The sequence below is a fragment of the Sulfitobacter sp. THAF37 genome (assembly GCF_009363555.1).
In the GTDB taxonomy this organism is placed as follows: Bacteria; Pseudomonadota; Alphaproteobacteria; order Rhodobacterales; family Rhodobacteraceae; genus Sulfitobacter.
The window spans coordinates 1-15,483 of record NZ_CP045378.1; the positions used below are offsets into that span (position 1 = coordinate 1).

Here is a 15,483-nt window from a genome sequence, read left to right on the forward strand (position 1 = left end):
ATGAGCGAAGCAGAACAGGATCTTGATATCGCCATCGGGCACTACGCGGAACTTCTCGCGTCGAACCTGCATGCTCAGCGCGCTGCGCACTTCCCACCAGATGCAAAGAAGGTGATGCGCACTTTGACCAGCGGCGAAGCTGCTGAGCTCCTTGGCGTCGACCATACCTATCTTCGGAAGCTTCATCGAGAAGGAAAGATCGTTGACGTCGAGACGACGGCGGGAAGTCATCGCCGCTATACGCTCGACGATATCTGGGAAATCCGGCAGACGCTTGAAGGAAATGCAAAAAAGTCTGGAACTTACGTGCCTGGGCGTCGCGACGGTGACGAGCTTCAAGTCATATCAGTGGTGAACTTCAAGGGCGGCTCCGGCAAAACGACGACGTCTGCTCACCTCGCTCAGCGCTTGGCGCTAAAGGGGTACAGGGTTCTTGCGATCGATCTCGACCCCCAAGCATCTCTTTCGGCTCTTCATGGAATCCAGCCAGAACTCGACCTTATGGAGGGCGGAACCCTCTATGATGCCGTTCGCTACGACGATCCGGTTCCGATCGCCGAAGTGATCCGCAAGACTTACATCCGCGGCCTTGATCTTATCCCGGGCAACCTTGAACTCATGGAGTTCGAGCACGAGACGCCTGCTGCTATCCAGCGAGGCGGAGCGAAGGCGTTCTTCGCGAGAGTTCATGACGCACTCGATAGTGTTGAAGCAAACTACGACGTTGTTGTGATCGACTGCCCGCCGCAGCTTGGTTTCTTGACGATGTCAGCACTTTCTGCGTCCTCGGGTGTCCTCGTGACGGTTCACCCGCAGATGCTTGACCTCATGTCGATGTCTCAATTCCTGCGAATGACTGCGGATCTCCTGGGAGTGATCAGGGATGCAGGCGCAAATCTGCGCTTCGATTGGCTGCGCTTCTTGCCAACGCGATACAAAGTCGGCGACGCGCCACAAACCGAAGTCATCGCCTTCATTCGCGGGCTGTTTGGGAGGTCGGTCCTGACCAATCACATGGTTGAATCGACCGCAATATCTGATGCCGGCTTGACCAAGCAAACGCTCTACGAAGCTGACAAAAAGGACTTCACGCGTCAGACGTTTGATCGTGCGATCGAATCCATGAACGCAGTGAACGATGAGATCGCTGAAATCATCCAGAACACATGGGGTCGGAATGGCAAGAAAGCCTAAACTTGGCCTGCCGCTGCAGACCCTTCGCAACGCTCCTGACGCTCTTGAAGGGCGCCGACTGCGTGGCGGTGTATTTGAGATCGATCCGGCGCAGATCCTTACCGAAGGACGGTTGGATGACAGGCTTCAGATTGAAGTTGAGGGCCTGAAGAACTCTATTTCCAAGAACGGTCAGCGTGTGCCCGTCTTGGTGCGCCCACTGGAAGGCGATCGCTACAACCTGATCTATGGCCGCAGACGCTTGGAAGCATGTCGCGAACTCGGTATCAAAGTTCGAGCCATCGTCACAGAGGTTGAGAGTGATCAAGCGCTTCGAGATCAGCTTCTCGAGAACCAAGAGCGTCGTGATCTGAGCTTTATTGAGCGTGCGCTCGTTGCGACGGCACTTCTGGACGGTGATCATTTGGAAGGGGCTGAGCGCACCAATCGAGGTGTCGCCGAAGTCCTTAACCTCCACGAAGCCGGGGTTTCACAACTCTTGAGTGTCGTTCGGACGGTCGGCGAGGAACTCATCCAGGCAATTGGTGCGGCTCCCGGGATTGGTCGCCCGAGATGGGAAGAGCTCAAAAAGGCTTTGGGTGCCTACGACGGTGATCGAGACCAACTGCAAGCCGTAGCTCATGCAGCCAAGTCCGAAAGTTCCGGCTCGGTCGATGAGGTTTCTGAGCGTGCGTTTCTCGCAGTTCTGGCAGCCGCGAAGAGCGCAGAGAAGAAAGCAAGCCCGTCTAGAAAAGGCGTGCCTGCTTTGGCGATCCCCGGTGTCGGAGCTGCGACGGTCAAGACCAGCCGCCAAGGCAAGCAGCTTAAACTCGATCTGACTACGGATGAACCTGATTTTATCAGCTGGTTGGAGGGCAATGCCCCAAAGCTGATTACCGAGCTTCATGAGCGCTGGAAGCGTTCAGAAGACTGAGGAAGAGCAACCAACAAGAAGGAGGCACGATACAGGCAAAAAGAAAAAGGCCCCGAGAAGCTAGCTTCACGAGACCTTTGTAAGGTTTCGCACCGGGATCAGCCCGCTACAAAATCTCAGTTTTCGCACTTCTGAATGTAGCGTTCTGGCCCCTACCCCGCAAGCGCAAAGCGATTCGCGGGCCCTAGAATTTTTGTCTTCGTGAACATTTTCATGGAGTACACACCAATTTCGCCGTTTATGCGGCCGATTTCGCACGCTCATTTGCGCGTCATCGAGCGACCCGAGGCATCTGTTCCGGCCAGACCCGTTAACAAGTGGGAACTCCTGCGCGAGCTCTCCAAGGCGCAAGCGGCCTTTGGGGTCTCGGAACGTGATCTGACTGTTTTGCAGGGGCTCCTCAGCTTCTTTCCGGACGATGCGCTTGGCGGGAACGCCGAGATGGTCGTCTTCCCCTCGAACAAGGCGATCTGCGAGCGCCTGAATGGCATGCCGTGCTCAACGATGCGTCGTCACCTCGCGCGTCTCGTCGAGGCTGGCTTGCTCCAGCGGCGCGATAGCCCCAATGGGAAGCGCTACGTCCGCAAGCACGGCGAAGACCGCGTCGCCTTTGGCTTCGATCTTTCCCCGCTCTACTGCCAGTCCGAGGAGATAGCACGGGCCGCAGAGGCCGTACGTGAGGCTGAGGAGCGCGTCAGGCGCCTGAGAGAGGTCGTAAGCCTCATGCGACGCGATCTCGCGGCCCTCGCCGAGTTCGGAGACGAGATGCAGCCAGGCCTAGGCTTCTGGGATCAGCTTCGCGACAAGGCTGCCCTCACAGCCCGCGCGCTTCGCCGCAAGCTTTCAATTGAGGACCTCGCGGCCTATCGAGCCGATCTTGAAGCTCTCCTTGACCAGGCACGCAACATCATTGATGGCCCTGAAACAGAAGAAATGAACACCAATGATGCCCAATCTGAGCGTCACCATCATAATTCAAATAAAGAATCTATAGATTTTGAGCCGGCTTTAGAAAAAAGCGGGGCGGCGGCGGGTGTGCCAGATGTGGATACGAATGAGCCGGTGGCTGACGTTGATGAACAGGACACAAGACATCTGCCAAAGATCCCGCTTCACCTAGTGATAGCGGCATGTCCCTCGCTGAAGACCTTCTACCAAGGTGAGATCCGGCATTGGCATCAGCTTTTCGATGCGGCGGGCCATGTGCGGCCAGCCATGGGGATCAGTGCGTCTGCATGGGAAGAAGCACAGCGGTTCATGGGTCCGGAGCAAGCGTCGATCGTCGTTGCTGCGATGCTGGAACGCTTCGCCGACATAAGATCGCCTGGTGGATACTTGCGAGCTCTGACTGCCAAAGCTGCGGCCGGCGAGTTCTCCTGTGGGCCGATGGTCATGGCATTGATTGGGCGACGATCTGCAGCTTAACAGCTGTTAAGGTTGAGAGACTGCGTACTTTTCCGCCACCTCGGGACTGTCGACTTAACAGCTGTTAAAGTCCTGCCTCGCGAGCGTCAGAATATGAGAGGGAAAGGGTTGTTGGTTTGAGGGTGACGGGAAGTGAGATCGGAAGAGTGGCTTCCGGCGCCCGTCGTGGAGGAGATCTGATGGCGAAACCTGCCCAGAAAGTCACCCAGTCCCCGTTCCGGGACATTCCCTTCGACAAGCTCGTGCTGAGCCAGTCCAACGTCCGGCGCATCAAGGCCGGCATCTCGGTCGAGGAACTGGCCGAAGACATCGCCCGCCGCGGGTTGCTGCAAAGCCTGTGCGTCCGGCCCGTTCTGGCGGATGATGGGTCCGAGACAGGCAAGTTCAAAATACCCGCTGGCGGTAGGCGCTTCCAGGCCCTGTCACTCTTGGTGAAGCAGAAGCGCCTGGCCAAGACGACGCCCATTCCCTGCTTCGTGCGGGATGCGAAGTCCACGATCCTCGCCGAAGACGACTCGCTCGCCGAGAACATGAAGCGCGCTGTCCTGCATCCACTCGATCAGTTCCGCGCCTTCGTGGCGCTGCAGGAGAAGGGTCAGGGCGACGAAGAGATCGCAACCGCCTTCTTCGTCAGGCCGCAGGTGATCAAACAGCGCTTGAAACTCGCCGTCGTGGCCCCTGCCCTGCTCGAGCTTTATGCCGAGGATGAAATGACGCTGGAGCAGCTGATGGCCTTGACGGTTAACCCGGATCATGAGCGCCAGGTTCAGGTCTGGGAGGCGATCCGCTCGTCCTGGAACAAGGAGCCCTATCAGATCCGGCGGATGCTGACGGAAACCTCGGTGCGGGCATCCGATCGTCGTGCTGTCTTTGTCGGCATCGATGCCTATGAGTCTGCTGGCGGCACCATGTTGCACGACCTCTTCCAGGGCGATGACGGCGGCTGGCTGGAAGACCCCGCCCTGTTCGATCGTCTGGTCAGCGAGAAGCTTCAGGCTGAAGCCGAAGCCATTGCGACCGAAGGTTGGAAATGGATCGAGGTCTCGCTCGACCTGCCCTATGGCTACAGCCACGGTTTGCGGCGGCTGAGCGGAGACCCGGCACCGATGACGGATGACGAAGGCGCGGCCCATGCCAAGCTTCTTGCCGAATACCGGGCGCTCGAAGAGGAATACGAGGGCCAGGATGAATTCCCCGAGGAAGTCGACGCGCGACTTGGCGAGTTGGAAATTGCGATGGAGAAGCTCGAGACTCGGCCGTTGATCTTCGACGATGAAGAGATCGCGCGGGCAGGGGCTTTTGTGACGCTTTATCGCATGGCGAGCTTGTCGTTAATCGCGGCTTTGTCCGGCCCGAGGATGAGCCTCGGGAATACGCTGATGTCTTCAGCTGTGAACCGACAGCAGGGCGCTGAGCTTTCAACGGGGAGTTACGCGGATGGTATCGGCCACGGTACGGAAATCACTTCTGCTGGTCAAGCGCTTGGCGCGAACGCACGCGACGACGAGGACGATGGTGCGTTGAAGCCCTTGCCTGAGCCCGTTCCCGACACCGAGCAGGCTGAAGATGCAGATCTTCTTGACTTCATCAGCTCAGACCGGCCAAGGATTAATGACAGGATGACAGTTCGCAAGATTACAATCCAGCGGCTTTCGTCAGGTTCACGCGGAAGCGGTCGCGGCGGCGTTGGTAGCGGCGGGTCATCTGTGCCGAAGCGTGGCCAAGGTGCTTCTGCACATACCGCTCGTCCACCTCGGCCGAACTGGCGAGACCTGCGCGCAGAGAATGGCCAGAGAACAGTGCCAGGCGTTCCTTTTCGGGCAGTTCGGATCGGATGCCGGCGTCCAGGACCGTTCGCTTGATCAGCCGCGCGACATGCTTGTCGTTCAGCCTTGTCTCCAGGGCCTTCTTTCCACCCCGAGTGGTGCCGACAAAGACCGGCCCGAAGTCGATCCTGGCGAAGTGCAACCACTGCTCGAGCGCATGCACAGGGCAGCTGGAGTTAGACGATCCCAGACCGATCTCGACCTCGCGCCAGCCGGTCTTGGCGTTGAGCGTCAGCACGGCGCCGTCGTCGAGGATCTCGATCCAGCCGCCTGAATCGGGCGTGTCGTCCTTTCCGACATCCAGGCTGACGATCTCGGAGCGGCGGAGCCCGCCGGCGTACCCGAGGAGCAGGATGGCGCGGTCCCTGAGCCCGCGCAGGTCGTAGGGCAGGGTGGCGACCATCGCGAGGATGTCCTCGGCCAGGATCGCTTCCTTCTGCACCGGCGGACGGGCGTGTTTGCGTTTGATCCCGGCCAGCACTGTTGCGATGTGGCGGTTCTTACGATCGAGGACAAAGCCGCGTTGCGCATAGTTCCAGGCAAGGCCGGAGAGGCGACGTTCGATGGTACTGACCGATAGGGCAGGGGAGGGGCCCGCTCCGGACGCCAGGTCTGCGAGATAAAGCCCGATCATTTCAGGCGACGGGGGCAGAGGCTCCGCGCCCTTCATCCGACACCACCGCGCGAAATGCGCCCAATCCTTGGCATAGGCTTTCAGCGTATTGTCAGAAGCTGCGGCGCGCGCATAATCTCGGGCGGCGTCGACCAGGCGATCAAGGCTGCCGGATCCCGCGACGTGGGCGGGTAGGGAGATGTCGTCGCTTTTTTCTTGATCGCTGTCGCCGTTCTGAGCGATACAAAACGCACCAGAGTTTGATGATGTCGACTTCTCGTCCTCTGAGGGCATTTTCCAGTGAATCCGGTGGTGAAATTAAACTGCGTCCTAGCATATCTCTTGATGTCCGATAAGGCAAACTTATTGGACATAATTGAGAACGGTAAGGCGGGGCGGTTAGATCGCTATTTTCTGGCAGAAAGCGCCGCGGAAGTGTAGACTTTGAGCATGACATTTGCCCGCCTGGATCACACCAGCGACCTCGACACGTTACCCCAGATGCCCGCCTGGGTCACCTCTGCACGCGCTGAAACCCTTGAAGATGTTGCGTTTTTGTCGGGCGCGACGCTCAACCACCTGCATCTTGTGTTGGGATGCCAGGAAGTGCCCCAAGCCTTGTTGCGGGACCGGCTCGCGCTGCGTGCGGCCGAGGCTTGCGTCGCGTTCTTAGGACGGTCCGAGCGGGCAGGGGAGTTGCGCGATGCGGTGCACCTGTTGCGGCCCGGCGATCTGCCCGGACCGGCGGGCGAAACCTACCTCGCCTGGCGGCGTGCGGCGGAGCGGCCGGTGTCGATCAAGGCTCTGGGTCGAGCCTTGCCGACCCTCGAGCCGGGCCAGATTGCCGCGTGGCTTGATGCCGGGAAAGGGGCGCCGGTGACCCGGGCCGCGATGGCGCTGGAAGCCGTTTTGCGCGAGGCGCCACGTGCTGACGAAGCTGCGCTGATCCTCGCGGATGCGACCCTGGCTAAGGCACTCGGCTGGGATCATCTCGCGCCACTGCTGGCCGCAGCCCTGAAACGCGCCGACCTGCGCAAGCAGGGCGTCGACCTTCGCTTGGCCTGTCATCGGGCGCTCATCTCTTCGGCGATCGAGGCCGTGCGGCAGGCCGCCGACCTCGCACGCCGCGCTGCGCACCTGAAGGCGGTCGCGCCGAAGCTTCGCGCCAAGGGGGCGGGCGACGCGGTCGAGATGTTCCTGACCCGCGATGCAGTCGCGCCCTCGGTGCTGCCCTTGCCGGATCGCGCCGCGCGGCGGCTCTGCGACCGGCTGGTCGACCTCGGCGCGGTGCGCGAACTGACCGGGCGCGATACTTTCCGGCTCTACGGGGTATAGGGATGGTGAAGGATCGCTCTGAACCAGACCTGGACCGCGAGCTACCCGACCTGCCGCCGGAGCTGCGTTGGCGGGAATGGATGCGCCGGATCGAGGCGGTGCTCTTTGCCTCGGCTTCGCCGGTCCCGCGCGAGGACCTGGTCCGCGTGGTGGGGCAGGGGGCTTCGGTCGACCTTCTGGTCGAGGACCTCGCCGCCGATCTGGAAGGGCGGGCCTTCGAGATCGCCCAGGTCGCTGGCGGTTGGATATTCCGCACGCGTGCTACCTATGCCCCCGCGATCCGGGTCGCGGCGGATGTCGGGGACCAGTTGCTGGACCTGAGTGAGGTCGACGTCGCGGTCTTGGCGGCCATCGCCTATCACCAGCCGATTACGCGCGATGGGCTGAAGGATATCTTCGGCAAGGAGATCAGCCGCGACCTGATCGGTCGGCTGCATGCGCGCGACTTGATCGGGACCGGGCCAAGGTCGCCTCGGCGCGGCGCTCCCTACACCTTCGTCACCACCGAGCAGTTCCTTGTTGCCTTCGGGTTGGAGAGCCTTCGGGATCTTCCCGATCGGGAGCAGTTGGTGGATGCGGGATTATCCCACATGAGCAAGTAGCGATTGATGCTGTTTCGGGTGAAGAGTTGGCTGAACTCTAGTCGCTTAGTTCAACACCCTTGTTCTTGTAGATGCGCCAAAGCCCCAGACGCTTGATGCGATACTCGACAAGTTCAGGGGAGGTGCCAAACCATGCCGCAATCTCAGCGGCAGACTTTCCCGCGGTGACCTGGGATCTCACCTCGACCTCCGGGAGCATGGTTGCTGAAGCGAGGTAGAACGCATCGTGCTCTTCAGTACTATCGTAAGTCCGACCGAACGCGTCGGCGACTTTTGCAATCCGGGTTAGCTTGTGACCAAGGAGGATATGCCAACACTCTTCAAGATATGTAACTTTCTGACGTTCCGGTGTGTGGCTGTCGTTCCGCAGGATTGCCCACCTATCCTCTGTAATGTCGAGAGGAACGCTCATGGCTGACCATTCGCGACCGCCTGCTCCGAGCAAGAACTTAGCGCACTCGGCACCAAGGCCGTGAACATCGGAGACGGTGTAAACATCCACGCCATCAATTCGAATGTTCAGCGCGTCGAGTGGCGCATCTAAGGCAACCTCCAAGTCGTCCCGCAGTCCATTCGCCATTTCTTCCATTTCGGATTTGGACAATGCGACTGACCCGGCCAACTCAGAGTCGGTTTCGGCGAAGTCCTCGCTGACAGGGAAAGCGTTGCTGTTGTTTCGTACGAGTTGTTGTGCCGCCTGTAAGAGGCAGTGTACCGTTTTTGACTGGACGTTCTTCGCTGCGCGGAAGTGAACCAACGCCACACTGTCGAAGGTTAGACCAGCATCTTGGGCATCCGGACCGAGCCACTCGATAATCCGAATCGTTGAATTGTTGTCCGGTTCACCCTCGCCGCGCTCAATCCGAGCCAGCGAGGAAAAGCTGATACCGACGCGCTCAGATAGAGCCCTGATGCTAAGCCCTTCAGATTCGCGCTTTTTCTTCAGCGCTTTGATCAAAGCCTGCTTGTCTGTTTTCATAAGTTAATGCCGTGCTAATTGCACGCCTTGACACGGCGCGCAGTCCTCCCATAGTGTGCTTTTAACACAGAGTCGCACAACATCAAGTGTCCGGGCCTCGGTCCGAAGGCTTTGGAAAGGGGCGGTAGGAATGAGGAAGAGCATCGAGGACGACCTGAAAGCCATCGGCTTAGGCCTCGACGCCGGCATTCTGCCGACGGTGTTCAATCGGGGGGTCATCCGGCCCGACAACTCCTCGATTGTCTTGAAACCTTCGGGCCAGGAGAAAGCCGATGCACGGCACCAATCGACACGATCCGCAACCAGACCGTGGGAACGGCCCGCCGGAGGGCAAGGGACGACCGGACAATCCCGGTCGCCCGCTTCCGGAGCACCGTTCGTCCAGTCAGGACTACGGTCTCGCTATGCGGAAGGCATAGGGGAATGCCGGGACGCGTACCCGGGTCTCCTCGCGTTTCCTCAAGAATGGCAGATGTGGCTCTTCGCTGAGAGCGATCTGATCGAAGGCCTAGGTAGAAGAGCCGCATTTGCCATTCAACTTCCCTACACCACCAGCAAGCCGGTTCGAGCCTGGGGCTTTTGGACCACGGCTGTCAGCAAGACTTGGATCGGGCCGAGGCATACGAATTTTCCCGATGGCTCGATTTGCGCATTCGAGCCACGAGACAAGACATGGCTTCCCGGCGGTTCGGTGACCGGACTGCTCGACCTATATAGCCTCTGGGCCGTGCGGCATCTCTACCTCGAGAAATACGGAAAATGGCCCGGCCGGCAATCTGTGCCGATTGCAGCTGAGAGACTGCTCGAACTCGGCGACGAAGAGTTTTGCGGATGTGAACATCCATTCGGGAAATACGCCCAGTGCTGTCGGTCATCTGACCAGAAGAACACCTCCGGTTCTGAGCTACTGGATTTTGCAATGAAGACCCGCAGGCCTCCAGTGGAGGTTCTTCGGTTTGTTTGGAACCCAACCAGCCCTCCGCCTCGGAGGGACCCAATAACACGGCAGACTTGAGAAGGAGAATTCAGATGGCAGGCAAAGGCAACGGCGGGAGCTATCGCAGCGCGAAATCGGGGCAGTACGTGACAAAGGCTTATGGGAAGTCACATCCGCGCACCACGGTAAAAGAAGCGCCCGGCAAGAGCGGTTCTACCGGCGGCAGCTACCGGAGCGCAATTTCCGGGCGCTTCGTGACGGCAAAGCATGGCAAAGCGAATCCGGCTACGACCGTTCGAGAAAAGTGAGTTTGCCTCTCGCCCAGCGAACGTGTTAGCCAGGCCTTGTCTTGGCGTACGGAAATTCGCCGTACACTTGACATGTACGACGATATGCCGTACATAGCTGCATGTGAGCGGTGTCTTACCGCTTGACGTCGTTTCGGATCAAGGAGGCAACCATGTTGGCGTTTGAGGATAGCACTTTCGCTGTCGACGAGCCCAAGAGCGCTCGGCTGGAAGCGCGTACACAGCCTTCGGTGAAGGATGCGATCAGTCGCGCAGCAACCTTAAGCGGTGTTGAGGTGAGTTCCTTTGTTGTGAGCGCTGCATACAAGGCCGCGCAAACGACGATTGAAGCTCACAAGTTGACGGCGTTGGAGAGCGAGGCGGATCGTGCCGCGTTCTTTGGCGCTCTTGAGAACCCTCCGAAGCCGAATAATCGGCTGAAGCAGGCTTTTGCATTGCGCGAGACACTGATCGCGAATGCCGACTGACGCCGCCTTAGACACGAAGTTCACAATCGAGCCGTTCGATGCCAAGAGCCAGGATCGAACGGCTTTTTCCTGTGGTGTTCCTCAAATCGACAATTACTTGAAGCTGACGGCAAAGAAGGGGTCGAAGGCTGATGTCGTCCGGATCTGGGTCGTGCTCGACGAAGATCGAAGCACCCTTGGGTTCTACGGAATCAACATGCACGCCGTCGTCGCGGAAGACATGCCGGAAGAATTGGCAAAGAAGGCGCCAAGGCATGGCATGCTGCCAGCCGCATTCATTTCTATGATAGGCGTCGATCAAACGATGCAGGGGAAGGGCTTGGGCAGCGCGCTGCTTGCTGATGCGCTCAGCCGAATTGGGCGCGTCTCGGACGAGATAGGGACCTGTGCTGTCCTTCTCGATGTGTTCGACTGCGGAAACCCCGGAACGGTGGCACGCCGAAAAGCATACTACGAGTCCTTCGGGTTTATTCCTTTGCCAGATCAGCCTTTGCGCCTTTTCATGCCGATACAAACCGTGCGGACATTGTCGGGCTAAAAGTTCACGTCATGAAGCCACGATCTTATTTCGCAGTCATATCGGAACGGCGATAAGGAATCTCGTAGGGGAAGGATTAAACTACGTGTTTATTGAAAGACTGACTCTAACGAATTTTCGTTGCTACGGACCAGTTGAGACAAGCGTTGATCTGGGCCCTGGTCTCACTGCTTTTGTCGGCATCAATGGCGCAGGAAAGACTGCCATGATGCAGGCCTTGCAGCGCCTCTTTGGAGTGACGAACGATCAAAGACGACTGCGGCGTGAGGATTTTCACATCCCTACCTCCGAATTGGTCGTGCCGGCTCAGAGGAACCTCGTTCTCGAGGCAATTATTGCCTTCCCAGAGCTAGATGCTGACGGCGGCGATGGCGTGGCAATTCCGGAATTCTTTCACCAGATGGCCGCTGATGAAGCCGGAAAGTTAAAATGCCGCCTTCGACTTGAAGCGACATGGACCGATGATGGTACGCTCGATGGTGCAGTTGAACAGAAATATTGGGCGATCAGGACTTTCGGCGCGTTCACTGACGCTGACTGCATTGATCTGAAGGCAACCGACAGGGCGCGGATCCAAATGCTTTACGTGCCGGCGACGCGAGACGGCGCATCGCAGGTGACGGCATTTTTGCGGGGAAGGTTGTGGCGTGCTATTAACTGGTCGCAAGGCGTACGCGACGCATTCACGAACACCGGCGCAACCTTGAACGGCGCATTTGGGGTAGAGTCGGCCGTTGATGTCATTGCCGCCGCGGTGACTCGGCGGTGGCAAGAAGTGCACACTGCGGGAACTGATACTACGCCGGTCTTCCGCCCGCTTGATCTCCGCTTTGAGCAATTCATCCGTAAGGTTGAAGTGGTCTTCCGCCCGGACGAGGCCGGACGGGAGCGAGCTCTTGATGACTTGAGCGACGGACAAAGGTCACTCTTTCACCTTGCTATGACCGCTGCGGCTCTGGATGTGGAAGCCGGTATCGCCGCAGCTCCTGAGGGCGCCGGGTTTCAGGCTGGCGGCGTTCCCCTGCCGGCGCTCACCTTCATCGCGATTGAAGAGCCTGAAAACAATCTTGCTCCCTTCTATCTCTCCCGCATCGTTCGTCAGGTAAAAGACCTGACGAAATCGACACAGGCGCAGGCCGTGGTATCCAGTCATTCTCCGAGCATCCTTGCCCGCGTCGACCCTACCGAGGTTCGACATTTTCGCCTTGATCCTCTTGATCGCACGGCTCACATCCGTCCGATTAAGCTGCCGACTGGCGAGGAAGAGGCGTCGAAGTTCATTCGTGAAGCGGTCAGGACCTACCCCGAACTTTATTTTGCGCGCTTCGTCGTGCTTGGGGAAGGAGCATCCGAAGAAGTCGTTCTCCCGCGCCTCGCCGATGCAATGGGTCTCGACATTGATCGTTCCTTCGTCTCGGTTGTTCCATTGGGCGGGCGCCATGTGAACCATCTCTGGCGACTGCTGACCGACCTCGACATTCCATACGCGACGCTGCTGGATCTTGATTGGGGCCGAGCTGGTGGTGGGTGGGGACGTATCAAGACTGCATGTACTCAGTTGCTCGCAAATAACGTCGCACCGCAGGACATTTTTGGAAAGCATCTTGACCCAAAGGGACCAGATGCCAATCTCGCGGCTTTCGATGCGTGGGCGGTCGAGGACACTGAGAATATCAATAACTGGATGAATTGGCTGCGCCAATTCAACGTCTTCTTCTGCACGCCCCTCGACCTCGATTATTCGATGCTGAAGGCCCTACCGCTCGCCTACCAAATAGTTGAGTCAGGTCGCAATGGGCCTTCGCCTGCAGGTGAGCCTCGCACGGCGGTGCTCGGCGACGACGGTTTGCCTAATCTCTATGCTACCGACCAGGATGTCTTGATGCGCTGGTATCGCTACTTGTTCTTGGGCCGCGGCAAGCCGAGCACCCACGTTCGGGTTCTGAGTGGACAAGATCCAGCTGCTCTCGCGGCCGCCGCTCCTGAAGAGTTGCGCGCGCTCCTTACCTCGATTGCAGCTCGGCTTGCCCCGCCACCTCCCCCCGCAGCCTGAACATGCGCCTTATTCGACCAGAAGACTGGCGCCCCAGTGGCATTGATGATCTCGAACCAGAGGCATGGAATGCCTTGCGTCACGAAGGCTCGGCTTGCGTCGTCGCTGGTCCTGGCGCTGGCAAGACCGAATTTCTGGCACAACGCGCCGACTATCTGCTTGAGACGGGCCTCTGCCGCGCACCGCATCGCGTGCTGGCGATTTCCTTCAAAACCGATGCGGCTAACAATCTCGCGGCGCGTGTCCGCCAAAGGTGCCCTCCAGAGTTTGCCAACCGGTTCGTGTCGGTCACTTTTGATGCTTTCACCAAGAGTCTGGTGGATCGCTTTCTAAACGCTATCCCGGCGGACTGGCGCCCGACCCGGCCTTATGAAGTCGCCTTTCCAAAGCACAAGGCGATTGAGGGGTTCCTCACCGCCGCCCGACTCCATGCACCGCCAGAATGGCATTCGGAAATCGCTGGCTATGGCCCAAGCAACTTTGAACCCAAGGTCGTCGGTAGTTATCGCCTGCCAATGGGGCCCATCGCGCCTAAAAATGCCGCTGAATTCGCCGTCGCCCGCTGGTGGGCAGCGCAATTACGGCCTGGGCAAACCTCTTCGCTCACATTCGTTGGCATCAATCGGCTCGCGGAGCTGCTGCTCCGTGCCAATCCCCACATCCGTCGGGCGCTTGTCGCCACATATCCCTTCGTGTTTGTCGATGAATTCCAAGACACCACCTACGCGCAATACGACTTTCTGTTGTCTGCCTTCCATGGTGGACAGACTGTCGTCACCGGCGTCGGTGACGACAAGCAGCGGATCATGGTCTTCGCTGGCGCACGCCATGACGCTTTTCAGCGGTTGCAGACCGATTTCGGAGGCGCACGCTTTCCCCTCCTCTTCAACTTCCGTTCCTCGCCCGACTTGGTCGCTATCCAGCACGTTGTCGCGCGCGCGCTGGATCCGGATGCCGCACCAACGGTCGCTCAAACTGTATGCCAAGTCGATGGCGACGTGGCCCAGGTTTGGACAAGCGAGACCAAGGAGGCGGAAGCTGCTCACCTGGCTCAATGGATCGCCAACGATATGGTCTCACGCGGCCGCGCGCCGCGCGACTACGCACTCCTCGTGAAGCAGAAATCCGATGAATACGAGCAAGAAGTCGCGGGAGCTTTTGCGGCTCATGGTCTGCAAATCCGCAACGAGAGCCATGCACTTGGGAAAACCTCTCTTCAGGATTTGCTTTCCGACGAGTTGTCCCGCCTGGCGATCGCTGTCCTTCGGCTTGGCACGACCCGCCGTGCACCGGCTGCTTGGCAGCAGGTCGCGACATCTGTTTTGGCACTACGCGCCGTTGGAAACCATGAAGACGCACGCGCAACCAGAGTCGAGGCTGAACTCACCGCATTTCTCGCTACTTTGCGCACCGACATGGCGGCAACTGCTCCGTCGAAGCAAAGCGCTCTCGACTTCATCAGACGGATATTCGACTACTTGGACCTCGATGCGATCTCTCGCGCGTATCCCGAGTATGGCGTTGGCGATCTGCTCAAGATCATACTTGAAGCTTTTTGCATTCATTTTTTGGCATCTGTCGACGGCGCGCCGAATTGGACTGCATGCTTGGACGCGTTTGAGGGGGTCAATCAGATCCCGATGATGACTGTCCACAAGAGCAAGGGGCTCGAATTCGACACGATAGTTTTCTTGGGCCTCGACGACCGAGCCTGGTGGGCCCATACCCCCGGCGACCCCGAAGGCGTTGCCGCTTTTTTTGTCGCCCTCTCCCGTGCGAAGCAGCGCGCTATATTCGCTTTTTGCCAACAACGCGGCCAACGAAACAACGTCGCTGAGCTCTACCAACTCCTCACGGCAGCCGGAGTGGCAGAGATCGCGATATGATGGGCGAAGAGGTTTTTCAAGTATGCGGCGTGCCTTTGATGCCAGCGCTGGCCGCTGTCAGTCTGCCATCGGTGATCTCGTACTTCGCATCTCGGCCAGTGTTGTTCGTCGCTTTGCCGGACATGCTATGTCGCCCCGTCATCATGGGTCGCTAGCTGTGTTCGACGACCGCCAGATTGAATTGGCCGCGGCTGGTATCAGGCCGTTGATGGTCGTGATGCGCGGATCGCAAGTTATCGGGGTGCCGTAGAGGGTCCGTTAGAAATCCGGGTGAGCCGAGCACGGTATCGAGGCTTCGACGGTCTCCCTGCTGCTCCTCCAGACAACGCACATCGCGTTGCCACGGGAACCAGCCGTCGCAGCACATGAGACACGGTCAGGCAAAGCGCTGTCTCGTCCGGGTTCGG

Annotated in this window: 12 protein-coding genes and 1 pseudogene; 11 read left to right on the plus strand and 2 right to left on the minus strand. The window is 58.8% G+C overall.

Translation table 11 applies throughout. The annotated features are described in order from the left end of the window. The 4 genes and pseudogenes from repA to FIU94_RS20340 form a co-directional block, all read left to right on the plus strand. Complete coding sequence (gene repA / locus FIU94_RS20325) at positions 1 to 1,194, plus strand: plasmid partitioning protein RepA (protein ID WP_009827042.1); 1,194 nt, start codon at positions 1 to 3, stop codon at positions 1,192 to 1,194. Continuing rightward, the gene (gene repB, locus FIU94_RS20330) at positions 1,178 to 2,107 is read left to right on the plus strand and encodes a plasmid partitioning protein RepB (RefSeq protein ID WP_100161449.1); all 930 of its coding nucleotides are present in this window, start codon (positions 1,178 to 1,180) and stop codon (positions 2,105 to 2,107) included. Before repA ends, repB begins: the two co-directional genes overlap by 17 nt. Before the next feature lie 213 nt (positions 2,108 to 2,320). Beyond that, entirely contained in the window at positions 2,321 to 3,532 is a 1,212-nt protein-coding gene (gene repC, locus FIU94_RS20335; protein ID WP_037954835.1) for a plasmid replication protein RepC, read from the plus strand. Positions 3,533 to 3,711: 179 nt separating this feature from the next. Then, positions 3,712 to 5,070, plus strand: a pseudogene (locus FIU94_RS20340) (ParB/RepB/Spo0J family partition protein); the annotation flags it as partial. A gap of 97 nt (positions 5,071 to 5,167) precedes the next feature. On the opposite strand, the gene FIU94_RS20345 reads toward FIU94_RS20340, so the two are convergent. Then, a complete protein-coding gene (locus FIU94_RS20345; RefSeq protein WP_084353840.1) occupies positions 5,168 to 6,265 on the minus strand; it encodes a tyrosine-type recombinase/integrase in 1,098 nt (365 codons plus the stop codon). 156 nt (positions 6,266 to 6,421) lie between these two features. Here FIU94_RS20345 and FIU94_RS20350 point away from each other — a divergent pair, with 156 nt between their 5' ends. Next, the gene (locus FIU94_RS20350) at positions 6,422 to 7,306 is read left to right on the plus strand and encodes a DUF1403 family protein (protein ID WP_152467640.1); all 885 of its coding nucleotides are present in this window, start codon (positions 6,422 to 6,424) and stop codon (positions 7,304 to 7,306) included. A 2-nt stretch (positions 7,307 to 7,308) separates the two neighbouring features. Then, positions 7,309 to 7,908 carry an SMC-Scp complex subunit ScpB gene (locus FIU94_RS20355; protein ID WP_152467641.1) on the plus strand — a complete coding sequence of 200 codons (600 nt, stop codon included), beginning with the start codon at positions 7,309 to 7,311 and terminating at the stop codon, positions 7,906 to 7,908. A gap of 37 nt (positions 7,909 to 7,945) precedes the next feature. On the opposite strand, the gene FIU94_RS20360 is transcribed toward FIU94_RS20355, so the two are convergent. After that, entirely contained in the window at positions 7,946 to 8,887 is a 942-nt protein-coding gene (locus tag FIU94_RS20360) for an XRE family transcriptional regulator (protein WP_152467642.1), read from the minus strand. Positions 8,888 to 9,916: 1,029 nt separating this feature from the next. Between FIU94_RS20360 and FIU94_RS20365 the strand changes: the two genes are divergently transcribed. From FIU94_RS20365 to FIU94_RS20385, 5 genes are all read left to right on the plus strand, one after another. Continuing rightward, on the plus strand, positions 9,917 to 10,132 hold the full coding sequence (locus FIU94_RS20365; protein WP_152467643.1) for a hypothetical protein: 216 nt from the start codon (positions 9,917 to 9,919) through the stop codon (positions 10,130 to 10,132). Between the two features lie 152 nt (positions 10,133 to 10,284). Continuing rightward, positions 10,285 to 10,599, plus strand: coding sequence for a DUF1778 domain-containing protein (locus FIU94_RS20370; protein ID WP_152467644.1), 315 nt, complete (start codon positions 10,285 to 10,287; stop codon positions 10,597 to 10,599). Continuing rightward, positions 10,589 to 11,137 carry a GNAT family N-acetyltransferase gene (locus FIU94_RS20375; protein WP_152467645.1) on the plus strand — a complete coding sequence of 183 codons (549 nt, stop codon included), beginning with the start codon at positions 10,589 to 10,591 and terminating at the stop codon, positions 11,135 to 11,137. Before FIU94_RS20370 ends, FIU94_RS20375 begins: the two co-directional genes overlap by 11 nt. 85 nt (positions 11,138 to 11,222) lie before the next feature. Further along, positions 11,223 to 13,190, plus strand: coding sequence for an ATP-dependent endonuclease (locus FIU94_RS20380; protein ID WP_152467646.1), 1,968 nt, complete (start codon positions 11,223 to 11,225; stop codon positions 13,188 to 13,190). Between the two features lie 2 nt (positions 13,191 to 13,192). Continuing rightward, the gene (locus FIU94_RS20385) at positions 13,193 to 15,076 is read left to right on the plus strand and encodes a UvrD-helicase domain-containing protein (protein ID WP_152467647.1); all 1,884 of its coding nucleotides are present in this window, start codon (positions 13,193 to 13,195) and stop codon (positions 15,074 to 15,076) included. Positions 15,077 to 15,483 lie beyond the last annotated feature (407 nt).